Origin of the sequence: Sphingomonas sp., from assembly GCF_965200105.1 — a bacterium.
Taxonomy (GTDB): domain Bacteria; phylum Pseudomonadota; class Alphaproteobacteria; order Sphingomonadales; family Sphingomonadaceae; genus Solisphingomonas.
On record NZ_CBDATN010000002.1, the window covers coordinates 276,443 to 298,442 of the forward strand.

Sequence of the window (22,000 nt, forward strand, 5' to 3'; positions counted from 1 at the left end):
GTCAGGCGGGGTGTGCCAGCAGCGAGTAGGGGTTTACCTCGGCACCCTGCCACCAGGGCTGGCCCGGCGCCATGCGATGCACCTCGAAATGGAGGTGCGGCGCGCCCGGATCGGCGTCGCCGCTGGCGCCGACGGCGCCGAGCGTCTGCCCGGCCCGGACCGGTTGCCCCTCCGCCAATGTCGGCGCGTAGCGATCGAGATGCGCGTAATAGTAGATCGTGCGCCCGTCGGCCGATCGCTCGTAGATGGTGAGGCCGCCCAAATCGCTGGTGAACAGCTTCTCGACGCGTCCTTCGCCGGCGGCGACGACGGCGGTGCCGATGGGCGCCATGATGTCGATTGCGTGGTGCAGGCGCGTGCCGTCGCCCCGCGCCTCGCCCCAACTGTCGCGCAGCGCCGCGCGCGGCACGCCCACCACCGGCACCAGAAGCCCGACGGCGGGCGCCGCCGCCACGGAGGGCGTCGGCACGCGCGACGGCCCGGTGATCCGCACGATCGAGGCGAGGCCGATCGCCGCCAGCGCGAGCGCCAGCGCGATGGCGACGCCCGTCCTCGTCATTCCTCGAAGATCGCCTTGGTGCCCGGCTTCACCATCAGCGCGAGCCTCGCCGCGTCCCAGTTAGTCATACGCACGCAGCCGTGGCTGGCGGTGCGGCCAATATTCTGCGGCTCGGGCGTGCCGTGGATGCCGTAATGCTCCTTGGACAGGTCGAGCCACACGACGCCGACGGGGCCGTTGGGGCCGGGCGGCAGCATTGCCTTCTGGTCGCCTGCCTTGGCGTCCCAGAACAGCTTGGGGTTGTAGTGGAACTTGGGATTGGTATCGGCGCCGTAGATCTTCCAGTCGCCGAGCGGCAGCGGATCATGCGTGCTGCCCGTCGTCACCGGGAACTGCGCGACGAGCTTCTGCTGCGCGTCGTACACCGACAGCGACTTCTTCGCCTTCGAAACGACAATATGATCCGCCTGCGGCTGCTTGGACGAGACGTTCAGCCCGGCCAGCGTCGCCTTCCACTCGGGCTTGGCCTGCGGCGGGTAGGCGCGATCCGGCGTCACGACGTTGGGGACGCGCAGCTTCGTGCCGGGCACCAGCTTGGTGTCGGGCGAGTTGAGCGCGATCAGGGTGGCAGGCGTGGTGTGGTAGCGCTCGGCCAGCATCTCCAGCGCGTTCTGATAGCCGAGCGTGGGCAGCTTCGCCTGCTCGTCCTCGCCGTGCGGGATCGGGCCCACGAACGGGCCGGCCAGATCGGGGGGAGTCAGCACGATCTCGCGCACCGGCTGCGTGGCACCGAAACGCTGGAGCGCGGCCGCCGTCGCGGGATCCACGGTGCCGGAAGACGGCAGGTCGTTCGCCGTCTGGAAACCCGAGAGCGCCAGCTTGAGCGACTGGCCCTGCTTGCCATCGATCACGCCCGGCCCGAAGCCGAGCAGATCGAGCACCACCTGCACCTGCATGATCTTGGGATCGACGGGCGGCGTCGTGCTCGGCGTCGGCGCGGCGACCGGCGCCGCCGCGGGTCCCTGTGCGGCAGGAGGAGCCGGAGGCTTGGGAGGCGGAGTCTGCGCAGTCAGCGCGGCGGAGGTGAGGAGGAGGAACGCCGAACCCGCGAGACGCATGGATAACCCTTTCGAACACGTAATCGTCGCCAGAACGCCCGTGGCGCGGTTCAGTTCTGCAAGACCGCCGCGAAGCTCGCGACGGCGGCGGCGGGGCCGTGGTCGTGCTGCCAGACGCTCGCGCAAGCCGCGACAAAATCCGCGCCCGCGTCGGCGAGCGTCCGCGCGTTGTCGGGCGTCACCCCGCCGATCGCCACGCAGGGCAGCTCGAACAGCGCTGACCACCAGCCGAGGATCGAAAGCTCGGGCCGGTGGCGCACCGCCTTCGTGGTCGTCGGAAAGAAGCTGCCGAACGCGACATAGTCGGCGCCCGCCTCGCCCGCCTCCATCGCCAGGTGGCGGCTGTCGTGGCAAGTGACGCCGATCTGCACGAGGGGGCCGAGCAGCGCCCGTGCGTCGCGCGCGTCGCCATCCTCCTGACCGAGGTGCACGCCGTCGGCGCCGAGCCGCTTGGCAAGCGCCGCCGAATCATTGACGATGAAGGCGACGTCGCGATCCGCGCAGAGCCGCTGGATCGGCTCGGCGGAGCGCGCGATCTCATGCTCGCCAACGCCCTTCAGGCGAAGCTGGAACGCCGCCACCGGCCCGCCATCCAACGCGGTGGCGAGGCGATCCGCGAAGCCGGCGTCGATCGCGGGCGGCGAGATCAGGTAGAGCTGGCAGGAAGGCCGCCGCTCGTCGCGATCGAAGCGACCGGCAAAGCCGGGATCGAGCGGGCCAAGCGGATCGTCGGGTTCGTCCATCGCCCGGCCCTAGCGATCATGCCGCCCCGGCGGAAGCCGGGGCGGCGGCACGCGTCACTTCTTGTCGACGGACGCCGCGTAGATCTCGTCGATCGCGTCACCCAATGCGCGGTCGAACTCCTCGTCGCTCATCTGCGCGCGCAGATCCTCCAGCAGAGCGCGGCTGAAGCTCGCGATCATGCCGCGGTTCTCGGCAAGCTGGGCGCACGCTTCCGGACGCGCGAAGCCGCCCGACAGCGCCACGACGCGCAGCACGCGCGGATGATCGACCAACGCATCGAACGAGCCGGCCTTCTGGGGGATCGACAATTTCAACATGACCTTCTCGTCGCCGGACATGGCGTCCAGCGCCTTCAGGATCTCGTCGCGAAGTATCTCGTCGGCTTCGCCACGCTCCGCGCTCTTGATGTTCACCTCGGGCTCGAGGATCGGCACGAGGCCGCCACGCAGCACCTGCTGCCCCACCTCGAACTGCTGTTTGACGATCGCGGCGATGCCCTGCCGGTTGGCGAGGTTGACGACCGAACGCTCCTTGGTGCCGAACACGCCCAGCCCCTTGGCGCGCGCGAGCAGCGCGTCCAGCTCGGGCATCGGCTTCATGAGCTGGACGCCATCCTTCTCCTCCTCCAGCCCCTTGTCGATCTTGATGAACGGCACGACGCCGCGATCGATCAGCGCCTGCGGCACCGGCTTGCCGTCGGCCTGCCCGTCCATCGTGCGCTCGAACAGGATCGCGCCCAGCACCTTGTCGCCGGTGAACACGGGCGAAGTGATGATGCGCACACGCATCTGGTGAATGAGGCCGAACATCTCCTCGTCGTTGGAGAAGGCGTCCGCCTCGATGCCGTAGCCCTTGAGCGCCTTGGGCGTGGAGCCGCCCGATTGGTCGAGCGCGGCGATGAAGCCCTGCCCCGCCGCCACCTTGGTCGTCATGTCCTGCTGCATCGCCTGTTCCCTGCCTGATCGGTTCACGAAGCCAGCGCCGCGACGCCGGGAAGCTCACGCCCTTCCATCCATTCCAGGAAGGCGCCGCCAGCGGTGGAGACGAAACTGAAATCGCCCGCCACACCCGCCTGGTTCAGCGCCGCCACCGTGTCGCCGCCGCCCGCCACCGAGACGAGCGAGCCGTCCTTGGTCAGTGCCGCAGCGGTTCGCGCTAGGCTGACGGTCGCGGCATCGAACGGCGGCGTCTCGAACGCGCCCATCGGCCCGTTCCACACCAGTGTGCGGCAGGTCTTGAGCGCGTCGGCCAGCGCCTCGACCGCGGCGGGGCCGACATCGAGGATCATCTCTTGCGAGGCGACCTCGTGGACGTTGACGGTGCGGGTCGGCGGATTGGCCCTGAACTCCTCCGCCACCACCACGTCGTAAGGCAGGTGGACGGTGCAGCCGGCCTTGTCGGCGGCGTCCATGATCTCGGCGGCAGTGCCGGCGAGATCATGTTCGCAAAGCGACTTGCCGACGTTCACGCCGCGCGCCGCGAGGAAGGTGTTGGCCATGCCGCCGCCGATGATGAGGTGATCCACCCGCGCGACGAGGTGCTTGAGCACGTCGAGCTTGGTCGAGACCTTGGCGCCGCCGACCACCGCCGCCACCGGATGCTCGGGCGAGCCCAAAGCCTTCCCCAGCGCCTCCAGCTCGGCCTGCATCGAGCGGCCGGCATAGGCAGGCAGGCGATGCGCCAGCCCTTCGGTAGAGGCGTGCGCGCGGTGCGCGGCGGAGAAGGCGTCGTTGACGTAGACATCGCCGAGCGCCGCGAGGCGGTCGACCACCGCCGGGTCGTTCTTCTCCTCGCCGGCGAAGAAACGCGTATTCTCCAGGATCGCGACGTCGCCCGGCTGCATGGTGGCGACCGCGTCCGCATCGCCTTCCCAATCGATGAAGCGCACCTCGCGGCCGAGGACGTCGCGGAGCGCGTGGGTCACGCGCGCCAGGCTCATGTCCGGGTTGGGCTGGCCCTTGGGGCGGCCGAAATGGGCGAGGACGAGCACCTTGGCGCCCTTGTCCGCGAGTTCGGCGATGGTCGGCGCCGCGGCGCGCAGCCGGGTGTCGTCCGTCACCCGCGCGCCGTCCATCGGCACGTTCAGATCCTCGCGGACCAGCACGCGCTTGCCGGTGACGTCACCGATGTCGTCGAGCGTCCTGAAGCTCATATCGCCCTCGCCAGCCTTTCCTCGATGAGTATCGCGGCACCTGCCGCGATCGTCCCCTCGCTCCGCACCCGCAGCAGCCGCCCGCCGCGCCAATCCGGGATCAGTGCCGCGAACAGCCCAGGCGATACCGCATCCATGCGGCGGCATGGGTCACACTCGCCAGTGATCTCGAACAGCACTTCGCCGACGCGCAGCAGCGTGCCCGGATCGCGCGGCAGTTCGATGTCGTCGCAAAGCATGTTCACGCGCCTGTCCGACCAGGCCAGATCGCGATCGCCGAGATCGGCAAGCGCCGCGGCCCAGTCGCTCCGCTGCATGATCGTCACCTGCCGGCGGCCGCGCGGCTTCATGCCGCCGCGATAATCCCCCTCGATCCCGCCCACGAAGCTCACGCGCGCGCGCTCGATCGTCTCGGGGCGTGCATAGGGGCGCGGCTTCCTGGCGATCCCGAGAAGCCGCCCCGCCACCTGATCTCAGAGCGTCTTGGCAATGGCGCCGGCGGTATCGACCATCCGGTTCGAGAAGCCCCACTCATTGTCGTACCAAGACAGCACGCGGACGAGCTTGCCTTCCAGCACCGCCGTCTCCAGGCTGTCCACCGTCGACGAATGCGGATCGGAGTTGAAGTCGATCGAGACCAGCGGCTCGTCGGTGTAGCCGAGCACGCCCTTCATCGGGCCGTCCGCCGCGCTCTTCAGGAGCTGGTTCACCTCGTCGCGCGTGGTGTCGCGCTTGGGCGTGAAGGTGAGATCGATCATCGAGACGTTGGCGGTGGGCACGCGCACCGCCGAGCCGTCTAACTTGCCCTTGAGTTCGGGCAGCACCTCGCCCACCGCGCGCGCCGCGCCGGTGGTCGTCGGGATCATCGACATGGCGGCGGCGCGCGCTCGGCGCGGATCGCTGTGCACCTGATCGAGGATCTTCTGGTCGTTGGTGTAGCTGTGCACCGTCGTCATCAGGCCGCGCTCGATGCCGATCGCATCGTTCAGCACCTTGGCGACCGGCGCCAGGCAATTGGTGGTGCACGACGCATTGGAAAGCACGGTGTGCTCGGCGGTGATCTTGTCGTGGTTGACGCCGTAGACGACGGTCAGGTCCACGCCCTTGGCGGGCGCGGAGATCAGCACGCGCTTGGCACCCGCCGTCAGGTGCTTCGACGCGCTCTCCTTGTCGGCGAAGAAGCCGGTGGACTCCAGCGCGATGTCGACGCCGAGCTTGCCGTGCGGAAGGTTGGCCGGATCGCGCTCGGCGGTCACGAGGATGCGGTGGCCGTCGACGACCATATACTCGCCGTCCGCCTCGACGGTGCCCGGCCAGGTGCCGTGAACGGAGTCGCGCTTGAACAGGCGGACATTGTCGGCGGTCTTGCCGAGATCGTTGATCGCGACCAGCTCCAGCCCGCAATCGGGACGCTGAAGGATCGCGCGCGCCACCAGCCGCCCGATCCGGCCGAAGCCGTTGATCGCTACCTTCGTCGCCATTTGCCCTGTCTCCGCCTGATCATCCTGAGCGCGGGACCCTGCGCCCGTAAGGATGGCGGACTCTTTGTCGCGCTGCGGCATGATCGTCAACCGCGCCGGATGGAGCCTCGTCCTGCCCGGGGACGCTTGCCGGGCGGACGACGCGCGCTATACCTCCGCCGCATGGCCGTTCCCCGCCTCGCCGCCGCGCTCGATCGGATCCACGCAGCCGCGACGCGGCTGGAAGGACTCGCGCTCGCGGTGCCGGCAGCGGGCGATCCCGCGCTGGCTGAGCGACATCGCCGGCTGCAGGCGGCGACGCTGTCCGCGATCGCGCGGATAGACCGGCTGATCGGGGAGGATGCCTGATGGCGCAGGTCGATCTGGATGTCGGTGGCCGCAAATATGAGGTCGGCTGCCGAGACGGCGGCGAGGCGCGGCTCAAGGCGCTCGCCGCCATGGTCGACGCCAAGATGGACGACGCCAAGCGCGCCGTCGGACGCGGCAGCGAGGGCCGCGAGCTGCTGTTCGCCGCGCTGCTGCTCGCCGACGAACTCGACGAGGCGCGCGGCCGCATCGCCGAGGCGGAGGCGGAGGCGGACGCCAGCGCCGCCGAGGTGGAGCGTTTCGCGGCGCGGCTGGAAGCGCTGGTCGACGGGCTTGAGAAGGCGGCGGACAGCGCCTAACTCCGCAAGCGGTGGGCACTGCCCGATACGAGCCGCTGCGAACATCCCTGAGGCGATTCACATCCATCGGGGGTCGTCCCTGCCTGGGTTCCGGCCCGGAACACATGGCTCCCACCTGACGTAAAAGGCGTCAGAGGATATTCCGGCAAACGGTCATGGCGGTCCCACCACCCCTTCCACACCGGTGACGGACGACCCGGACAAGGCGACGCTGCGGCGGCGGTTGCGCGCGGGCAGGAGCGCGCATCGCGCATCGCTCGGGCCGGACGGGATCGCGGCGGCGACGCGCGCGCTGACCGATCGGCTGCTTCCGCTTCTTGTTCGTACGGCAATGGTGGGCGGCTACGTCCCGCACCGGGGCGAGGCCGACGTACTGCCGGTGCTGCTGGAGACGCATCGCCGTGGCTCCGGCCTCGCGCTGCCCCGCACCGATGGAGGCGGCAGGATGCGCTTCGTCGGCTGGCATCCCGACGCCGCGCTGGGGCCGGGCTTCGCCGGCATCGGCGAGCCGGCCGAAGCGGCGGAGGTGGTGCCCGGACTGCTGCTCGTCCCGCTCGTCGGCTTCGATCGCGCCGGGCGGCGGCTGGGCCAGGGCGCCGGCTGCTACGATCGCTGGCTCGCCGCGCACCCGGGCGGCCGCGCGATCGGCGTCGGCTGGAGCGTGCAGGAAGTCGCGGCGCTCGCCCCCGATCCGTGGGACGTGGCGCTGGACATGATCGTCACCGAGGCCGAGACGATCGTGCCATGATCGAGCCCGACCCCGTTCCCCGACCGAGTTGGCGCAAGCCCGCGGGCGCGCTGCTCATCCTGGCGCTGATCGCGGCATGGGCGCTCCTCGTCGTCCAGCTCGCGGGCCCGGTTGGCCGGCTGTCGGGGATCGTGCAGGCGCTGTTCTACCTGGTCGCGGGGCTCGGCTGGATCTGGCTGCTGCCGCTGCGCCGCCTGCTCGCCTGGATGGAGCGTGCCAGCAACTAGCCGAACAGGTTGTCGACCGTGAGCGTGTCCGGATGCGCGATCCCGTCGAGCCGCACCACCTGGTTGACCGCCGAGGACGCGTCCGACCCCTGGAAGAAGAGGTACGTGTCGCCACCCACCGCCACCGCCGCGACCGCGTGCGGATCGGCCGCCTGCGACAACAGCGACGTCGCGTGCGCGTAGGCGACGGTGATATTGGCGACCGGCTGCGACGCCGTCAGCACGCGATCGACGGTGAATCCGTCCATCGCCAGCTTGTCGGTGCCGAGCGTGAAGTCGGTAATCTCGTCGTCATATGTCTGGCCGCCGAGGCTGTTCGCGTGTGACGTGCCCGCGCCGACGTGGAAGATGTCCGCTCCCGCACCGCCCGTCATCAGGTCGTAGCCTCCGCCGCCGCGGATCACGTCGTCGCCCAAGTCGCCCATCAGCACGTTGTTGCCCGACGACAGCGCATTGCCCGCCACGATCACGTCGTCGCCCTGGCCGCCGCGCACGACATTGTCGCCGTTGCCGACCTGGATGACGTCGTTGCCGACGTTGCCGTTGACCTGGTTGTTGCCGTTGCCCAGCGTGACGACGTCGTCGCCCGAGCCGCCATAGACGCGGTTGGCGCCGTTGCCCGCGACGATCACGTCCGCGCCCGCGTTGCCGTTGACGTAGTTGGTGCCGTTGCCGACGACGATCACGTCGGCGCCATCGTCGGAACCCTGCTCGGCGCGCGCGGCGTTGCCCCAGACGTGGTTGTTGCCGTCGCCGGCGAGCAGCACGTCGGCGCCGCCACGGCCCTCGATCACGTTGTTGCCGGCATAACCGTTGAGCACGTCGTTATAGGCGGTGCCCGTCAGCGTATCGTCGCCTGCGAATAGGGCGGCGAGCGCGTCGTCACCGCCGGCCGAGACGTGCTGCGCGAGCTCGGTGTAGCTAAAGTGCAGCTCGGTGAGCGCGAAGACGGAGGCGTCGCCCGTGCTCTCCGCGATCACCGAGATGGTGCCGCCGGTCGCCGTCCCGCCGGAGAAGGTGAAGCCGGTGCCCGAGGCGCTGACGGTGCTGTCGCCGCTGCCGCTGACGACGACTTGCGAGGAGGAGACCGCCAGCGCGTTCGCCAGCGCCACCGCATCGGCGCTGGCCGTGCCGACCTGATCCATCAGCACGGGCTGGCTCGATCCGCCCTTCAGTACCGCCATGTTCCTGCCCCCCGGTCTCTCGCCCACGCGCAGACTAGGCAGTGCCCCGGCCGGATATCCGGAGCAATCGCCGGTGTGTAAGAACCGCCTCGTTTCAGGACAGGCCGCATCGGGGCCGGCAAGGGAAATGGCGCGAGTGACGGGGCTCGAACCCGCGACCTCCGGCGTGACAGGCCGGCACTCTAACCAACTGAGCTACACCCGCACATTCCCGGGACCCGCCGTTGGCGGGGTGGGCGCGCTCTATGCGAGCCCCTACACCCTGTCAAGCTAGGTGGAAGGCGCCTCCGGGTCGCGCTGCGGCCCGCTCGCCAGCGTACCCGATTCGAACAGGAAGCCCGCGAGGTCGGGCCGCCCGGCCGCGTCCAGCACGGTGCGCAGGATCAGCAGCAGAGGCACCGCCAGCACCGCGCCGATCGCGCCCCACACCCACGCCCAGAAGCTCAGCGACACCAGGATCATCAGCGGGTTGATCGTCAGCCTGCGCCCGACGATGGTCGGCGTCACCAGGTTCGCCTCGACGAGGTGCAGCGCCACGAAGATCGCCGCCGGCGTCGCCGCCGCCCATGGTTCCGTGAACGTCATCAGCCCGCCCAGCCCGAGCAGCGCCGCCGCCGCGATCGGCCCGAGATAAGGGACGTAGTTGAGCAGCGTGACGAGCCCGCCCCACATCAGCGGCGTCGGCAGCCCGACGAGGTACACCGCGCCCGCCACCACCAGGCCGAGCACGAGGTTGATCGCGGTGATCGTCGCAATGTAGCTCGACGTCGCGTCGACCACGTCTTGGATCACGCGCGCCAGCGTCATCGCCGACGAGAAGCTCGATCGCCGCAGGATCGTCTCGCGCCGCATCGTCGACCAGCCGGCGAGAAAGAAGAAGATCACCAGCAGCGCGAAGACGAGCTGCACGATCACGAACGGCGCCTGCGTGGTGACGAGCGAGAGCAACGAGTCCGGCGCCTCCAGCGTCACCGTCCGCGCGTGCGCCTTGGAGAGCGCGATCGAGTTCGCCATGTCGTTGATGCCGCGGTTGATGCTCGCATACACCTCCACCAGCGGACGCACCGTGGTGCGGATCCGCCCGATCCGCTCGGGCAGCAGCGCCACCCAGTTGGACGCCGGCACCACCACCGCGGCCACCGCCATGTTGGCGATGCCGAGGAAGAACAGCAGGCACAGGAACGCCGCGAGGCCGGACGGCACGCGGCGCCGCTCCAGCCACTCGAGCAGCGGCACGAGCGCCACCGCGATCACCAGCGCGGCGGTGACGGGAAGGAAGAACTCGGCACCGGCGCGAAGCGCGAAGGGTAGCGCGAGCATGACGCCCAACCCCAGCACGATCGCGAGCGCGGCCAGCAGGCGATCGCGGTGGTAGGCGACGGCGCCGCCGGACGCGTAGGGATCGTCGTAGCGGCGGAACGATTCGTCGGCAGGCCGCTCGGCCTCCGTCGACACCGCCTCCTCGCGCTCTACCGGGTCCATCGCCTCTCCTACGTCCCCGGCGACTAGAGCCTCGTCGCGCGTCGATCCAGCCCTAGCGCGCGACCTCGGCACTCTCCGCAACAAGCGCCTTGCGTACCGAGGCCGCCGCCCCGGTGTGGTGCGGTGCGCGGCGCATTGCCATCCTTCGCTCCGTCGCGACATTGCGGCGGGTCCGCGTTCGGGCGCGACGGTCGACGCGGCCGCAGGAACGTGCCAGCAGGCGAGGCGTGACCCGCCGCCCGCTCCCGCCATGGCTCGCGCCGCTCGTCGCGGTGGTGCTCGCCGGCTGCGGTGGCAAGGGCGACGATAACGGGCCGATCGAGGTGAGCGCGATCGGCGCGGCGCTGACGCGCCCGCTCGCCGGCGATGCCGCCGATCGCGAGTCCCTCGATCCGCCGGCGGCGGCGCTCGTGGGAGCGACACGGCAAGGGCTGCTCCGCTACGATGCGGCGGGTCAGGTGGCGCCGGGGCTCGCGGCACGGTGGAGCGTGAGCGACGACGGCCGCAGTCTGCTCTTCCGCTTGACGGACGAGCCCTCGCCCATCTCCGCCGCCGCCATCGTCCGCCGTTTGCGCAGCGCGATCGCCGCCACCAGCCGCAATCCGTTGCGGCCGCTGCTCGGCGCGATCGCCTCGGTGGAGGCGGTGACGCCGCAGGTGATCGACGTCGAGCTTCGCGCGCCGCGCCCCACGCTGCTGCCGCTGTTCGCGCAACCCGCGCTGGGGCTGGGAAGCACCACGCACGGCGACGGGCCGTTCGTGCTGGAGCGGCTCGCCGGCGGGGTGGCGACGCTGCGCGCCATGCCCGATCGCGACGCCGACCCCGACGCCGCCCCAACAGCGCCACTCGTCGTGCATCTTCGCGGCGATCGCGCCGCCACCGCCGTCGCGCGGTTCGCGGCCGGGCGCGCGGCGCTCGTCACCGGCGGCGGCTTCGCGGACCTCGCGATCGCGCGCGCCGCGGCACTGCCGGCCGAACGGCTGCGCTTCGACCCTGTCGCCGGACTGTTCGGGCTTGCCTTCGCCACGCACGCGGCCGGCCCCGGCGCCGAGCCGGAGGGCCGGCGCGCGCTGGCGATGGCACTCGATCGCGAGCGGATCGCGCGCGCGCTCGACGTGCCGGGTTGGACGCCGGCCACCGCCATCCTGCCGGCCGACGGGACGCCCGAGATCGCCGAGACGGCGCGCCCGGACTGGGCGGACCTGCCACTCGCCGATCGGCGCACCGCCGCCGCGCAGGCGCTCGTGCGCTGGCGATCGTCGCCGCCGCTCCGTGTGGCCATGCCGGCGGGGCCGGGCGCGCGCCTGCTCTTCGCGCTGATCGCGGCGGACTGGCAGGCGGTCGGCATCGGCGCGGTGGCGGTGCCGCCCGGCGCGCCCGCCGACCTGGCGCTCGTCGACGAGGTGGCGCCAGCCGACACGGCCGCCTTCTACCTCAGGCGCTTCGCGTGCGAGCGCGGAGTGGCGTGCACGCCCGAGAGCGACGCGGTGCTGATCGCCGCCCGCGAGGCGCCGACGCTCGCCGAACGAAGTCGGCTGCTCGCCCAGGCGGACGCGCTGATCGGGGCGACCGCGCCGTTCGTGGCGCTGGGCCCGCCGATCCGCTGGTCGCTGGTGGCGCCGTCGCTCGACGGCTACGCGGAGTCGCCGCGCGGCATCCACCCCCTGGACGAGCTGCGCCGCCCCGCCGCGCGATGAGTGGCCCGGACCGGACGGCCGCGCGTTACCCGATCACCAAGGAGCATGACCATGCCGATCGCCGCCGACGACCTGCCCGGCCTCGGCCGCGATCCCGCCTCCGTGCGCCGTCGTATCGAGCATGCCGAGCGGCTGCTCGAAGGGCTTATCACGGTGCCGCTCATCAACCGCAAGATCGGGCTCGACGTGCTGCTCGACGCCCTGCCAGGGATCGGACCCGTGGCGGCGACCGCGATGGGCGGCTGGATGGTCTGGGAGGCGCGCAACCTCGGCATGTCCAAGTGGCAGCTCGCGCGGATGGCGGGCAATGTCGGCGTCGACCTCGCGCTCTCCGCCATCCCGTGGGTGGGCGCGATCCCAGACTTCTTCTTCCGATCGAACTCGCGCAACCTGCGCATGATCAACCGGCATCTCGATCGTCACCATCCGGCGCTCGCCACCGTCGACGGGACGGCCAAGCGGGGACGCTAGGAGGTCGCGGACGTATGACGCCGCGCCGGCCGGTCGATCCGTCACGCGGGCGCTTGCACTCGCACCCGGGTCGCAGGCGACGGCGTCTCCACCCCCGCCGGGCAGGCGCGCGGGCGCTTGTCCGGACCGAGGCACAGCCATACCTCCTCCAGCCAACCGTGCCGGTTGAGGTTCAGCCGCACCATCGCCGGCGTGACCCCGGGATTGGCAGCAGCGAACGCGCGCGTCATCGTGCCGGTCGTGAGATCCCGGCGCCGCGCCAACGCGGCCATGTCCGGGAAGCGGATGGTGCGGTACAGCCGCGCCTCCTCGGCGAAATAGGCGGCGGGATTGGCCGACATGCAGCTGCCATGCTTGTCCCACTCGTGCTGGAGCAGGCGCGGCGACGGCGTCGCCCCCTCCCCGGCGCGGAGTTCGGCGGGCGTGAGCGCGCCGCCGACATGGCAGTATTGCGGCCAGACCTTCGGATCGGCGCCGTCCGGCCACAGGCCATGCAAGGTAAATCCCTGCGCCGATGGCAGCGCGCATTCGGCGTCGCCACGCCGGCGCTGACAATATTCGGGCGCCCACGACAGAGCGAGCGTGTAGCCGGTGGTCGCGACCCGTCGCGGCGTGCGATCTTCCGGCGTGACGCGCGCATCCTGCGCGAAAGCGGTGGCGCCCGACAGCAGCAGCAGGACGCCGAGGATCAGCCGCACGACGCGCCTCCATCACGAACGAAACGGGAACATGCATGAAGCTGGCGGCGATGTCAAGCCGCAGGCGCGAGGTCCAGCCCGATGTCGGCGGCTGGCGCGGACTGGGTGATGCGCCCGACCGAGACATGATCGACGCCGGTCTCGGCGATCGCCCTGACGGTGTCCAACGTCACGCCGCCGGATGCCTCGGTGGTCGCCCTGCCTGCTACCCGGGCGACCGCCTCGCGAAGAATCGCCGGGCCCATGTTGTCGAGCAGCAGCCAGGTGGCGCCGCCGGCGAGCGCCGGCTCGATCTGGTCGACACGGTCGACCTCGACGATGATGCGCGCGATCCCCGCGGCGCGTGCCGCCGCCGCCGCCGCCTCGACACCGCCAGCGACCGCGACATGGTTGTCCTTGATCATGGCTGCGTCCCACAGCCCCATGCGATGGTTGGTGGCGCCCCCCATCCGCGTCGCATATTTGGCCAGCAGGCGCAGCCCGGGGATCGTCTTGCGGGTGTCGAGCAGCGTCGCGCCCGTACCCGCGACGGCATCGGCGTAGCGCCGCGTCAGCGTGGCGATGCCGGAGAGGTGCTGGAGCGTGTTGAGCGCGGATCGCTCGGCGGTGAGCAGCGCGCGCGCAGCCCCCTCGACCCGCATCAGCGCGGCGCCCGCCGCGACCCGGTCGCCGTCCAAGACCAAGGGCTCGATCGTGGCGCCAGGATCGAGCGCGCGCACGAAGGCGGCGGCGATCGGCAAGCCGGCCACGACGATCGCGTCGCGGCTGTCGAAGATCCCCGCAAAGCGCGCGCCGGCCGGGATCACCGCCGCCGAGGTGACGTCGCCGCCCGCGCCCAGATCCTCGGCGAGCGTCGCGCGGACGAAGGCGTCGAGATCAAAGCCGGGCAGCGCGAAGCTCAAGCCGGATACCCGCTACGCATTCGCCCGAGATAATCGACCTTGCCGATCGCCACGCCCCGCGCGCGCAGCAACGCGTAAGCGGTGGTGGCGTGGAAGTGCAGGTTGGGCGTCGAGAAGCTGAGCAGGAAGCGGGCGGCGGTGAACGGCAGGCGGAAGCGATCGCCCATGGCGAACACGACCTCGCTGTCGGCCAGCGCATCGAGCTCGTCGGGCGCGATCGCCTCAAGCCCCCGCCGCGCCTCCTCCAATCGGGCGCGCAGCCCGGCGAAGTCGCGGACATCGTTAGTGTCCGGGCTGAAGCCGCCGCGCCGCACGCCCTCGATCGCGCCGAAGGAATGCACCGCGCAGGATTTCACCTGATAGGCAAAATCGTGCATATCGGGCGCGAGCCGCGCGGACAGGATCTCGGGCCCTTCCGCCTCCGCCTTGTCGAGCAGGCCGGACACCGCGCGCAGCGTCTGGAGGAAGCCGGGCACCACCGCCTCGTGGAGCGAAATCGTCATCTCAGCGCCTCCCTACGTCGCCGCGGCCGACGCTGCGCCCGGCCATCTCCAGCATCCGGTCGAGTGGGCGCTTGGCGGCGATCCTCATCGCCTCGTCGAGTTCGATGCGCGGCTCCAAGTCGCGCAATGCCAAGTAGAGCTTCTCAATGGTGTTCATCGCCATGTACGGGCACATGTTGCAGTTGCAGTTGCCGTCCGCACCCGGCGCGCCGATAAAGCGCTTGCCCGGCGCGCCCTTCTCCATCTGGTGGATGATGTGCGGCTCGGTGGCGACGATGATCGTATCGGCCGACGTGCCGAGCGCGAAGTCGAGGATCGCGCGCGTGCTGCCCACCACGTCGGCGTGATCGAGGATGAAGGCCGGGCACTCGGGGTGCGCGGCGACCGGCGCGTCCGGATGCTCGATCTTGAGCTTGAGCAGCTCGGTCTCCGAGAAAGCCTCGTGGACGATGCAGGCACCCGGCCACAGCAGCATGTCGCGCCCGGTCTTGCGGTTGAACCACGCGCCGAGGTTGCGGTCGGGCGCGAAGATGATCTTCTGGTCCATCGGCAGTTGCGAAAGGATCGTCTCCGCCGAGGACGAGGTGACGATGATGTCGGAGTGCGCCTTCACCGCCGCCGAGCAGTTGATGTAGGTGAGCGCGATATGATCCGGATGCGCGGCGCGGAAGGCGGCGAACTGCTCGGGCGGGCAGCTATCCTCCAACGAGCAGCCGGCCGCCATGTCGGGTAGCACCACGGTCTTGTCGGGGCTCAGGATCTTGGCGACTTCCGCCATGAAGCGCACCCCGCAGAAGGCGATCACCTCCGCGTCCGTCGCCGCCGCCTTGGCCGAGAGATCGAGGCTGTCGCCGACGAAATCGGCGAGATCCTGGATCTCCGGCTCCTGATAATAGTGCGCGAGGATCACGGCGTTGCGCTCGCGGCGCAACCGCTCGATCTCGGCGCGGAGGTCGAGGCCGGCAAGGCTGGTGACGGGTGCGTTCATGCGTCAGCAGATAGGGTAGTGGAGCGGATTTGTCGAAGGCTGCCGGCGGAGCGCGACCACTGCTTGCGGACGCTGCGCCAATCGTGCACCTACCTCGCGGAAGTGACGAGGCTTACGAAGTGGAGGCGATCGGCGATCTTCTGGCGCGCGTTCAACATTGGGTCCGCCGCACGCCCCGAGGTTCGGCGCTGTAGCACCTCGACCGGTTCCGTACTTGCGGCCCCGTGATGCGACAGGTCGCTCGCTCCGCTTCCGCGTTCTCATCTCCCCTTGGAAGGACAGGTAATGCACAAGTCGATCATGATCGTGTTGTCGAAGCCCGTATCCCAGGAGGATGAAGAGGCGTACAACAGGTGGTACAGCGACGTCCATTTGGCGGAGATCGTAGCGCTTCCGGGCGTGACAGGCGCGGCTCGCTACAAGATCGCGGAGCTGGCGTTACCGTCCGAGCCCTCAAAGCGTACACAGAAGTACATCGCGATTTACGAACTGACAGCGAACACCGAGGCCGAACTACAGGCGTTTGTCGACAATATGAACGCTTCGATAGGCGCTGGAAACTTCGACATGAGCGGTCCGATGGACTTCAACGACGTGGATGCGATGCTGGCGCTTCCCATCGGTCGGCGACTTCCTGAGCAGGAGCTCTGAGAGCTTGTGCGAGACGGTCACGGCCTCGCTTTCGAAGCACGGCCGGAGCAGTGATCCGCAGGCTCGGCAAACAGAACAAGGCTTTAACGTCAGCTATTGTCGCCCCCGGACCGGATAGGGGAACGCCGCCCAGCACTGCTATCGGCTGACCACCTCGCAGGCTCAGCGCCCGATCCCCAACGCCTCCCGCAACGAACGCGATCGCTCCATTGGCCGGTTGTCCGACACTGCGGGAAAGCCCGGCTCGTCGGCGAAGCGGACGCGGACCTGCGGGTCCAGGCCAGCGGCGCGCAGCGGGAGGGCGAAGCTGCGCGCCACGTCGCGGCGCGCATTGTCGCGGGCGATCTGGAGCATAGCGGGTGCCCGCGCCTGGCGCATGAGTTCGGCCTGCGCGGCGCGGCGGTTGGCGGCGTCGAGCTTCGCGCCCGCGTCGGTCCAGCCGAGCAGCAGCCCGCCTGAGTCGTACTGGCGGATGCGCGCGAGGTCGATCTCCGGCCCAGCCACCTCGATCGGCGGCAGCGTCACGTCGAGCCGCCGTGCGTTCGCGCTCCACGCAACATCCCCGCTCCCCAGCCGCGCCAAATCGACCTCGTAGCGGACGCGTCCCGGCAGGATCATCGTGCGCTGCGCCGCGAGGCCGAGTCGGCGCTGCGTCGAGGTGACAACGGCGACGTAGCTTGCTGCCAGCACCGAGAGGCGGTTCTGCGCCTTCAGCCCCTCCAGGCTGGAGGAGGCGATCGTCGTCGGATCGGGCGTCCAGTGCCGCACGAAGCGCGAGAGGCCCCACAGCCCGATGCCGCCGAGCAGGATCGCGGTCAGCCCCGCGAACAGCAGCACGCGGCCGAACGCACGCATCAGGCGGCGAGCCTCCAATGGTCGCCGTCCGCCGTGACGGCGCCGCGCCGCGCGAGATCGATCAAATGCGCGTGGACGCTCGCGACCGCCGCCTGCTTCAGCCCCTCGTCTAAGCCAGCGTACATCGTCGCCACCATCGCCGGGATCGTCGCCGGGCCCGCCACCAGCACGCGCAGCACCTGGCGCTCGCGCTGGCGACGATGACCGATCATGCCGCGCACCAGCCGCCTGGGCTCGCGCACCGGATCGCCGTGGGTGGGAAAGTAGACGTCCTCGTCGCGGTTGAGCAGTTGCTCCAGGCTGGCGAGGTAAGCGCCCATGTCGCCGTCGGGCGGCACGACGACGCTTGTCGACCAGCCCATGACGTGATCGCCGCTGAACAGCGCGCGTGCCTCAGGCAGCGCGAAGGCGAGGTGATTGGAGGTGTGCCCCGGCGTCGCCACCGCGGTGAGCGTCCAGCCCTCGCCCACCACGCTTTCCCCGTCCGCCAGCACGCGATCGGGGGCGTAGCTCTCGTCGAAGGCGGGGCTCGCCACCACCGCGCAGCCGATCACCGGCGCGCCCGTCCGCTCGGCCAGCGCGACGGCGAGCGGGCTATGATCGCGATGCGTGTGGGTGACGAGGATCGCCGATAGCCGCTCGCCGGCGAGCGCCGCCGTCATCGCATCGAGATGCTCAAGCAGGTCCGGCCCCGGATCGATCACCGCCACCTCGCCGCGCCCGACGATGTGCGTGTGGGTACCCGTGAAGGTGAAGGGGGACGGGTTGCGCGCCAGCACGCGCCGCACGAGCGGGTGGACCTGCTCCACCGCCCCGTATCGCGGCGCCTCCTTCACTTAGGAGCAATCACGCCTTCGTGGCGACGCCGGCGTCCTTCATCAGCTGGGCAAGCTCGCCCGTCTCGTACATCTCCATCATGATGTCCGATCCGCCGACGAACTCGCCCTTGACGTAGAGCTGCGGGATCGTCGGCCAATCCGAGAACTGCTTGATGCCCTGGCGAATGCCCTGATCCTGCAGCACGTCGACCGAACCATATTCGACGCCGAGATGATCGAGGATCGCAATCGCGCGGCTGGAGAAGCCGCACTGCGGGAACAGCGGCGAGCCCTTCATGAAGAGCAGCACCTCGCTGGCGTTCACCGTATCCGAGATGCGGGCCTGGACGTCGTCGGTCATATCAAACTCCTTCAGGGACGGCGGTGACGAGCTGGAGCGCGTGAAGCTCGCCCCCCATCCGCCCGCCAAGCGCCTCGTAGACACGGCGCGTCCGGACGACGCGCGACATCCCCCGGAAACTCTCCGCCGTCACCTTCGCGGCATAATGGTCGCCGTCGCCGGCGAGATCGGTGATCTCGACAGTCGCGTCCGGGATGCCCTGGCGGATCAGCCGCTCGATCTCGTCCGCTGCCATCGCCATGGGGTCAGATCGCCTCGATGAGCTGGCGGCGGGCCTCGATCAGCTTGGAGTCCAGCTCCGCGCGGATCGTCGCCTCGTCCACCTCGACGCCCGCCGAGACGAGATCGCCGTACAGCTTGCGGATCACGTCCTCGTCGCCCGCTTCCTCGAACTCGGCTTGCACGACAGCCTTGGCGTAGGCGTCGGTCTCCTCGGCGGTGAGGCCCATCTTCTCGGCCGCCCACTGTCCGACGAGGCGATTGCGGCGCGCGGTGACGCGGAACAGCATCTCCTGATCGTGCGCGAACTTGGTCTCAAAGGCGCGCTCACGCTCGTCGAAGGTGGTCATGTCTGGCGCGCTCCCCATCGTTCCGATGCCGAGATAGGGGGCGGCGCGGGCGGACGCAACAGAACGCCAGTCGTCGCCCGCTCGTACCCGGCCTGTCGACGCCCACGCTCCTGCCGGCAGAACAGCGATCCGCGCGGCTAGAGCGCCACCTCGTAGCGCGCCGTCGTTTTCGCCGCGATCTCGTCCGCCGTGACGCCGGGCGCCAGCTCCACCAGGCGGAAGGCGCTGGCGTGGTCCGGCCGCTTGAACACGCAGAGATCCGTGACGATCATGTCGACGACGTTCCTGCCCGTGAGCGGCAACGTGCAGGCGGGGATGAACTTGGGGCTGCCGTCCTTCGCCGCGTGGTCCATGACGGCCACGATCTCCTTGACGCCGGCGACGAGGTCCATCGCCCCGCCCATGCCCTTCACCATCTTGCCCGGGATCATCCAATTGGCGATATCGCCGCCCTCGGAGATCTCCATGGCGCCGAGCACAGCCAAGTCGATATGGCCGCCGCGGATCATCGCGAAGCTGTCGGCGGACGAGAAGAAGCTCGTCGACGGCAGCTCGGACACGGTCTGCTTGCCGGCGTTGATGAGGTCGGCGTCCTCCTCGCCCTCGTAGGGGAAAGGGCCGATGCCCAGCATCCCGTTCTCGGACTGGAGCGTCACCTCGACGCCGGCGGGCACGTTGTTGGCGACCAGCGTCGGAATGCCGATACCGAGATTGACGTAGAAGCCGTCGCGCAGCTCGCGCGCGGCGCGGGCCGCCATCTGGTTGCGATCCCAAGCCATCAGGCAGTCTCCCTCTGGCGAACGGTGCGCTGCTCGATCTTCTTGTCGTAGGGAGCGCCGAGGATCAGCCGGTTGACGTAGATGCCGGGCAGGTGGATGGCGTCCGGTTCCAGCGTGCCCGTCTCGACGATCTCCTCCACCTCGGCGACGCAAACCCTGCCAGCGGTGGCGGCGGGGGCATTGAAGTTGCGCGCGGTCTTGCGGAAGACAAGGTTGCCGGCGCGATCGGCCTTCCAGCCCTTGATGACGGAGAGGTCGGCGCGAATGCCGCGCTCCAGCACGTATTCCTCCCCATCAAAAGTTTTGGTCTCCTTGCCCTCAGCCACCTGCGTGCCAACGCCCGTCTTGGTGTAGAAGCCCGGAATGCCCGCCCCGCCCGCGCGCAGCCGCTCGGCGAGCGTGCCCTGAGGACAGAACTCCACCTCCAGCTCGCCTGAGAGATACTGGCGCTCGAACTCCTTGTTCTCGCCGACGTAGGAGGAAACCATCCTGGCGACCTGCTTCGTGCGGAGCAGCTTGCCGATGCCCTCATTGTCGATGCCGGCATTGTTCGAAACGAAGGTGAGGCGCATCGTGCCCGCGTCGCGGATCGCATCGAGCAGCCGCTCGGGCACGCCGCACAGGCCGAAGCCGCCGCTCGCAATCGTCATGCCGTCGAACAGCACGCCGTCGAGCGCGGCGGCGGCGTCGGGATAGATCTTGTTCGCCATCGCGCGCGACTAGCAGCGCGGTTCCGCCCCGCCTAGAGGGAGGAGATGACGCAGACACGCACCGGCGGCCGCATCCTCGTCGACAACCTCGTCGCGCAAGGGTGCGACCGCATCTTCTGCGTGCCCGGCGAGAGCTATCTCGCGGTGCTCGACGCGTTGCACGAAACGCCCGCGATCGATCTGGTCGTGTGCCGGCAGGAGGGTGGCGCCGCCTTCATGGCCGAGGCCGACGGCAAGCTGACTGGACGTCCGGGCATCTGCTTCGTCACGCGCGGGCCGGGCGCCACCAACGCCTCGATCGGCGTCCACGTCGCGCGGCAGGATTCAACGCCGATGATCCTGTTCATCGGCGACGTCGCGCGCGGGGACCGAGATCGCGAGGGCTTCCAGGAAGTCGATCTCGTCGCCATGTTCCGTCCACTCGCCAAGTGGGCGGTGCGGGTGGACGACGCGGCACGCCTGCCCGAATACATCGCCCGCGCCTACGCGACGGCTGTCTCGGGCCGCCCCGGCCCGGTGGTGATCGCGCTGCCCGAGGACATGTTGCGCGACGAGGTGGCGGCCGTTGACCGGCCGCGCATCGTGCGCCCCGCGCAAGTGCCCGATCCGGGCGCGGTGATCGCGTTTCTAGACCTGCTACGCGACGCCGCCGCGCCGATCGCGATCGTCGGCGGCGCCGACTGGGACGCGGCGACCGGCGGACGCTTCGCCGTCTTCGCCGAGTCGGTGGGCCTGCCCGTCGCCGCCGCCTTTCGTCGGCAGGATGCCTATCCCAACGGTTCGCCCGTCTATGCGGGCAACCTCGGCTACGGCCCCAACCCGATGCTGCTCCAGCGTGTGCGCGACGCTGACCTGGTGATCGCCGTCGGCGCGCGGCTCGGCGAGGCGACGACCGATGGCTACACGCTGCTCACCCCCGACCACCCCGGGCAGACGCTCGTCCATGTCCATCCCGATCCGGACGAGCTGAACTCAGTCTACCGCACCGATCTCGCGATCTGCGCGGATTGCCACGATTTCGCGGATACGCTCGCCGGCTGGGCGCACGACCTCTACCCCTTCGAGGACGGCGCCGCCGCGCATGGCGAGTGGATCGACTGGTCCACGCCCGCGCCGCGCGAGGGCGTGGCGCTCGATCTGGGCCAGTGCGTCGCGGCGATGCGCGCCGCGCTGCCCGCCGACACGGTGATCTGCAACGGCGCCGGCAACTATTCGGGCTGGTGGCATCGCTACTGGCGCTACGGGCCCCAAGGCACGCAGCTCGCGCCGACCGCAGGCGCGATGGGCTACGGCACGCCCGCCGCCGTCGCGGCAGCGTTGCGCCGGCCTGACGCCCGAGTGGTCGCGCTGGCCGGCGACGGCTGCTTCCTGATGAACGGGCAGGAGCTGGCGACGGCGGCCGCTCGCGGACTGCGGCTGCTCGTCATCATCGTCGACAATGCGAGCTACGGCACGATCCGCATGCACCAGGAGCGGGAGTATCCGGGCCGCGTAACGGGCACCACGCTCTCCAGCCCGGACTTCGCGATGCTCGCGCGGGCGCATGGCGGCTGGGCGGAGACGGTGAAGCGCACAGAGGACTTCGCGCCCGCGCTTGACCGCGCGCTGGCGCAGCCCGGCCTCGCGCTCCTCCACCTGCGCACCGATGTCGAGCAGATCACGCCCGGCACGACGATCTCGGCGCTGAACCGGCGATAA

28 protein-coding genes and 1 tRNA gene are annotated in these 22,000 nt (G+C 69.9%); 8 read left to right on the forward strand and 21 right to left on the reverse strand.

Features of this window, described 5'->3' with window-relative positions; translation table 11 throughout:
- Position 1: 1 nt before the first annotated feature.
- Genes ACOFKX_RS02460 through gap form a run of 7 tightly spaced genes read right to left on the reverse strand, consistent with a single transcriptional unit; the run spans position 2 to position 5,994 of the window.
- Positions 2 to 559, reverse strand: a complete 558-nt coding sequence (locus ACOFKX_RS02460) for a M23 family metallopeptidase (protein WP_419825511.1) — start codon at positions 557 to 559, stop codon at positions 2 to 4.
- Positions 556 to 1,617 carry a L,D-transpeptidase family protein gene (locus ACOFKX_RS02465; RefSeq protein ID WP_419825512.1) on the reverse strand — a complete coding sequence of 354 codons (1,062 nt, stop codon included), beginning with the start codon at positions 1,615 to 1,617 and terminating at the stop codon, positions 556 to 558. The genes ACOFKX_RS02460 and ACOFKX_RS02465 overlap by 4 nt, the downstream gene beginning before the upstream one ends.
- A gap of 50 nt (positions 1,618 to 1,667) precedes the next feature.
- Complete coding sequence (gene thiE, locus ACOFKX_RS02470; protein WP_419825513.1) at positions 1,668 to 2,360, reverse strand: thiamine phosphate synthase; 693 nt, start codon at positions 2,358 to 2,360, stop codon at positions 1,668 to 1,670.
- A gap of 54 nt (positions 2,361 to 2,414) precedes the next feature.
- Positions 2,415 to 3,305: a fructose bisphosphate aldolase gene (locus tag ACOFKX_RS02475; RefSeq protein WP_419825514.1), complete on the reverse strand. Its 891-nt coding sequence runs from the start codon at positions 3,303 to 3,305 to the stop codon at positions 2,415 to 2,417.
- A gap of 23 nt (positions 3,306 to 3,328) precedes the next feature.
- The gene (locus ACOFKX_RS02480) at positions 3,329 to 4,513 is read right to left on the reverse strand and encodes a phosphoglycerate kinase (RefSeq protein WP_419825515.1); all 1,185 of its coding nucleotides are present in this window, start codon (positions 4,511 to 4,513) and stop codon (positions 3,329 to 3,331) included.
- Positions 4,510 to 4,980, reverse strand: coding sequence for an MOSC domain-containing protein (locus tag ACOFKX_RS02485; RefSeq protein WP_419825516.1), 471 nt, complete (start codon positions 4,978 to 4,980; stop codon positions 4,510 to 4,512). The genes ACOFKX_RS02480 and ACOFKX_RS02485 overlap by 4 nt, the downstream gene beginning before the upstream one ends.
- 6 nt (positions 4,981 to 4,986) lie before the next feature.
- Positions 4,987 to 5,994: a type I glyceraldehyde-3-phosphate dehydrogenase gene (gene gap, locus ACOFKX_RS02490; RefSeq protein ID WP_419825517.1), complete on the reverse strand. Its 1,008-nt coding sequence runs from the start codon at positions 5,992 to 5,994 to the stop codon at positions 4,987 to 4,989.
- Positions 5,995 to 6,156: 162 nt separating this feature from the next.
- Here gap and ACOFKX_RS02495 point away from each other — a divergent pair, with 162 nt between their 5' ends.
- From ACOFKX_RS02495 to ACOFKX_RS02510, 4 genes are all read left to right on the forward strand, one after another.
- On the forward strand, positions 6,157 to 6,342 hold the full coding sequence (locus tag ACOFKX_RS02495) for a hypothetical protein (RefSeq protein WP_419825518.1): 186 nt from the start codon (positions 6,157 to 6,159) through the stop codon (positions 6,340 to 6,342).
- Positions 6,342 to 6,659 (forward strand): cell division protein ZapA, encoded by a 318-nt coding sequence (locus tag ACOFKX_RS02500; RefSeq protein ID WP_419825519.1) that lies wholly within the window; start codon positions 6,342 to 6,344, stop codon positions 6,657 to 6,659. The genes ACOFKX_RS02495 and ACOFKX_RS02500 overlap by 1 nt, the downstream gene beginning before the upstream one ends.
- 184 nt (positions 6,660 to 6,843) lie before the next feature.
- Entirely contained in the window at positions 6,844 to 7,407 is a 564-nt protein-coding gene (locus tag ACOFKX_RS02505; protein ID WP_419825520.1) for a 5-formyltetrahydrofolate cyclo-ligase, read from the forward strand.
- Positions 7,404 to 7,634 (forward strand): DUF2842 domain-containing protein, encoded by a 231-nt coding sequence (locus ACOFKX_RS02510; RefSeq protein WP_419825521.1) that lies wholly within the window; start codon positions 7,404 to 7,406, stop codon positions 7,632 to 7,634. The genes ACOFKX_RS02505 and ACOFKX_RS02510 overlap by 4 nt, the downstream gene beginning before the upstream one ends.
- On the opposite strand, the gene ACOFKX_RS02515 is transcribed toward ACOFKX_RS02510, so the two are convergent.
- The 3 genes from ACOFKX_RS02515 to ACOFKX_RS02525 all read right to left on the reverse strand — a co-directional run bounded on the left by ACOFKX_RS02515 (position 7,631) and on the right by ACOFKX_RS02525 (position 10,300).
- Positions 7,631 to 8,818, reverse strand: a complete 1,188-nt coding sequence (locus tag ACOFKX_RS02515) for a calcium-binding protein (RefSeq protein ID WP_419825522.1) — start codon at positions 8,816 to 8,818, stop codon at positions 7,631 to 7,633. The two genes, ACOFKX_RS02510 and ACOFKX_RS02515, sit on opposite strands and share 4 nt — an antisense overlap.
- Positions 8,819 to 8,946: 128 nt before the next feature.
- A tRNA-Asp gene (locus ACOFKX_RS02520) sits at positions 8,947 to 9,023 on the reverse strand.
- A gap of 65 nt (positions 9,024 to 9,088) precedes the next feature.
- Positions 9,089 to 10,300 carry an AI-2E family transporter gene (locus ACOFKX_RS02525; protein ID WP_419825523.1) on the reverse strand — a complete coding sequence of 404 codons (1,212 nt, stop codon included), beginning with the start codon at positions 10,298 to 10,300 and terminating at the stop codon, positions 9,089 to 9,091.
- Positions 10,301 to 10,527: 227 nt separating this feature from the next.
- Here ACOFKX_RS02525 and ACOFKX_RS02530 point away from each other — a divergent pair, with 227 nt between their 5' ends.
- Both ACOFKX_RS02530 and ACOFKX_RS02535 read left to right on the forward strand, forming a co-directional pair.
- Positions 10,528 to 11,997 carry an ABC transporter substrate-binding protein gene (locus ACOFKX_RS02530; protein WP_419825524.1) on the forward strand — a complete coding sequence of 490 codons (1,470 nt, stop codon included), beginning with the start codon at positions 10,528 to 10,530 and terminating at the stop codon, positions 11,995 to 11,997.
- Positions 11,998 to 12,048: 51 nt separating this feature from the next.
- Positions 12,049 to 12,468 (forward strand): DUF4112 domain-containing protein, encoded by a 420-nt coding sequence (locus ACOFKX_RS02535; protein ID WP_419825525.1) that lies wholly within the window; start codon positions 12,049 to 12,051, stop codon positions 12,466 to 12,468.
- Positions 12,469 to 12,509: 41 nt separating this feature from the next.
- On the opposite strand, the gene ACOFKX_RS02540 is transcribed toward ACOFKX_RS02535, so the two are convergent.
- From ACOFKX_RS02540 to nadA, 4 genes are read right to left on the reverse strand one after another with little or no spacing between them, the layout of a single operon-like run.
- On the reverse strand, positions 12,510 to 13,166 hold the full coding sequence (locus ACOFKX_RS02540) for a ribonuclease T2 family protein (protein WP_419825526.1): 657 nt from the start codon (positions 13,164 to 13,166) through the stop codon (positions 12,510 to 12,512).
- 53 nt (positions 13,167 to 13,219) lie between these two features.
- The gene (gene nadC / locus ACOFKX_RS02545; protein WP_419825527.1) at positions 13,220 to 14,068 is read right to left on the reverse strand and encodes a carboxylating nicotinate-nucleotide diphosphorylase; all 849 of its coding nucleotides are present in this window, start codon (positions 14,066 to 14,068) and stop codon (positions 13,220 to 13,222) included.
- The gene (locus tag ACOFKX_RS02550) at positions 14,065 to 14,571 is read right to left on the reverse strand and encodes a DUF1993 domain-containing protein (protein WP_419825528.1); all 507 of its coding nucleotides are present in this window, start codon (positions 14,569 to 14,571) and stop codon (positions 14,065 to 14,067) included. The genes nadC and ACOFKX_RS02550 overlap by 4 nt, the downstream gene beginning before the upstream one ends.
- A 1-nt stretch (position 14,572) precedes the next feature.
- Positions 14,573 to 15,559, reverse strand: a complete 987-nt coding sequence (gene nadA / locus ACOFKX_RS02555; protein ID WP_419825529.1) for a quinolinate synthase NadA — start codon at positions 15,557 to 15,559, stop codon at positions 14,573 to 14,575.
- Between the two features lie 285 nt (positions 15,560 to 15,844).
- Between nadA and ACOFKX_RS02560 the strand changes: the two genes are divergently transcribed.
- Complete coding sequence (locus tag ACOFKX_RS02560; RefSeq protein ID WP_419825530.1) at positions 15,845 to 16,210, forward strand: hypothetical protein; 366 nt, start codon at positions 15,845 to 15,847, stop codon at positions 16,208 to 16,210.
- Between the two features lie 162 nt (positions 16,211 to 16,372).
- Here ACOFKX_RS02560 and ACOFKX_RS02565 read toward each other — a convergent pair whose 3' ends face one another.
- The 7 genes from ACOFKX_RS02565 to ACOFKX_RS02595 form a co-directional block, all read right to left on the reverse strand.
- On the reverse strand, positions 16,373 to 17,065 hold the full coding sequence (locus ACOFKX_RS02565) for a DUF4230 domain-containing protein (RefSeq protein ID WP_419825531.1): 693 nt from the start codon (positions 17,063 to 17,065) through the stop codon (positions 16,373 to 16,375).
- Positions 17,065 to 17,901 (reverse strand): MBL fold metallo-hydrolase, encoded by an 837-nt coding sequence (locus ACOFKX_RS02570; protein ID WP_419825532.1) that lies wholly within the window; start codon positions 17,899 to 17,901, stop codon positions 17,065 to 17,067. Before ACOFKX_RS02570 ends, ACOFKX_RS02565 begins: the two co-directional genes overlap by 1 nt.
- A gap of 10 nt (positions 17,902 to 17,911) precedes the next feature.
- A complete protein-coding gene (grxD, locus tag ACOFKX_RS02575) occupies positions 17,912 to 18,244 on the reverse strand; it encodes a Grx4 family monothiol glutaredoxin (protein WP_419825533.1) in 333 nt (110 codons plus the stop codon).
- A 1-nt stretch (position 18,245) separates the two neighbouring features.
- On the reverse strand, positions 18,246 to 18,485 hold the full coding sequence (locus ACOFKX_RS02580; RefSeq protein WP_419825534.1) for a BolA/IbaG family iron-sulfur metabolism protein: 240 nt from the start codon (positions 18,483 to 18,485) through the stop codon (positions 18,246 to 18,248).
- 4 nt (positions 18,486 to 18,489) lie between these two features.
- The gene (locus ACOFKX_RS02585) at positions 18,490 to 18,813 is read right to left on the reverse strand and encodes a DUF1476 domain-containing protein (RefSeq protein WP_419825535.1); all 324 of its coding nucleotides are present in this window, start codon (positions 18,811 to 18,813) and stop codon (positions 18,490 to 18,492) included.
- A 137-nt stretch (positions 18,814 to 18,950) separates the two neighbouring features.
- Entirely contained in the window at positions 18,951 to 19,592 is a 642-nt protein-coding gene (locus ACOFKX_RS02590; RefSeq protein ID WP_419825536.1) for a 3-oxoacid CoA-transferase subunit B, read from the reverse strand.
- A complete protein-coding gene (locus ACOFKX_RS02595; protein ID WP_419825537.1) occupies positions 19,592 to 20,302 on the reverse strand; it encodes a CoA transferase subunit A in 711 nt (236 codons plus the stop codon). The genes ACOFKX_RS02590 and ACOFKX_RS02595 overlap by 1 nt, the downstream gene beginning before the upstream one ends.
- 45 nt (positions 20,303 to 20,347) lie before the next feature.
- Here ACOFKX_RS02595 and ACOFKX_RS02600 point away from each other — a divergent pair, with 45 nt between their 5' ends.
- Positions 20,348 to 22,000, forward strand: a complete 1,653-nt coding sequence (locus tag ACOFKX_RS02600) for a thiamine pyrophosphate-binding protein (protein WP_419825538.1) — start codon at positions 20,348 to 20,350, stop codon at positions 21,998 to 22,000.

Bases quoted from the DNA above. Each gene is read 5' to 3' on its own strand.
- ACOFKX_RS02510 (WP_419825521.1), top strand. From the start codon at position 7,404: ATGATCGAGCCCGACCCCGTTCCCCGACCGAGTTGGCGCAAGCCCGCG.
- ACOFKX_RS02475 (WP_419825514.1), bottom strand. From the start codon at position 3,305: ATGCAGCAGGACATGACGACCAAGGTGGCGGCGGGGCAGGGCTTCATC.
- ACOFKX_RS02600 (WP_419825538.1), top strand. From the start codon at position 20,348: ATGACGCAGACACGCACCGGCGGCCGCATCCTCGTCGACAACCTCGTC.
- ACOFKX_RS02565 (WP_419825531.1), bottom strand. From the start codon at position 17,065: ATGCGTGCGTTCGGCCGCGTGCTGCTGTTCGCGGGGCTGACCGCGATC.
- ACOFKX_RS02465 (WP_419825512.1), bottom strand. From the start codon at position 1,617: ATGCGTCTCGCGGGTTCGGCGTTCCTCCTCCTCACCTCCGCCGCGCTG.
- ACOFKX_RS02495 (WP_419825518.1), top strand. From the start codon at position 6,157: ATGGCCGTTCCCCGCCTCGCCGCCGCGCTCGATCGGATCCACGCAGCC.
- gap (WP_419825517.1), bottom strand. From the start codon at position 5,994: ATGGCGACGAAGGTAGCGATCAACGGCTTCGGCCGGATCGGGCGGCTG.
- ACOFKX_RS02535 (WP_419825525.1), top strand. From the start codon at position 12,049: ATGCCGATCGCCGCCGACGACCTGCCCGGCCTCGGCCGCGATCCCGCC.
- ACOFKX_RS02480 (WP_419825515.1), bottom strand. From the start codon at position 4,513: ATGAGCTTCAGGACGCTCGACGACATCGGTGACGTCACCGGCAAGCGC.
- ACOFKX_RS02550 (WP_419825528.1), bottom strand. From the start codon at position 14,571: ATGACGATTTCGCTCCACGAGGCGGTGGTGCCCGGCTTCCTCCAGACG.
- ACOFKX_RS02525 (WP_419825523.1), bottom strand. From the start codon at position 10,300: ATGGACCCGGTAGAGCGCGAGGAGGCGGTGTCGACGGAGGCCGAGCGG.
- ACOFKX_RS02590 (WP_419825536.1), bottom strand. From the start codon at position 19,592: ATGGCTTGGGATCGCAACCAGATGGCGGCCCGCGCCGCGCGCGAGCTG.
- ACOFKX_RS02560 (WP_419825530.1), top strand. From the start codon at position 15,845: ATGCACAAGTCGATCATGATCGTGTTGTCGAAGCCCGTATCCCAGGAG.
- ACOFKX_RS02585 (WP_419825535.1), bottom strand. From the start codon at position 18,813: ATGACCACCTTCGACGAGCGTGAGCGCGCCTTTGAGACCAAGTTCGCG.
- ACOFKX_RS02460 (WP_419825511.1), bottom strand. From the start codon at position 559: ATGACGAGGACGGGCGTCGCCATCGCGCTGGCGCTCGCGCTGGCGGCG.
- nadA (WP_419825529.1), bottom strand. From the start codon at position 15,559: ATGAACGCACCCGTCACCAGCCTTGCCGGCCTCGACCTCCGCGCCGAG.
- ACOFKX_RS02500 (WP_419825519.1), top strand. From the start codon at position 6,342: ATGGCGCAGGTCGATCTGGATGTCGGTGGCCGCAAATATGAGGTCGGC.
- grxD (WP_419825533.1), bottom strand. From the start codon at position 18,244: ATGACCGACGACGTCCAGGCCCGCATCTCGGATACGGTGAACGCCAGC.
- ACOFKX_RS02595 (WP_419825537.1), bottom strand. From the start codon at position 20,302: ATGGCGAACAAGATCTATCCCGACGCCGCCGCCGCGCTCGACGGCGTG.
- ACOFKX_RS02515 (WP_419825522.1), bottom strand. From the start codon at position 8,818: ATGGCGGTACTGAAGGGCGGATCGAGCCAGCCCGTGCTGATGGATCAG.
- thiE (WP_419825513.1), bottom strand. From the start codon at position 2,360: ATGGACGAACCCGACGATCCGCTTGGCCCGCTCGATCCCGGCTTTGCC.
- ACOFKX_RS02580 (WP_419825534.1), bottom strand. From the start codon at position 18,485: ATGGCGATGGCAGCGGACGAGATCGAGCGGCTGATCCGCCAGGGCATC.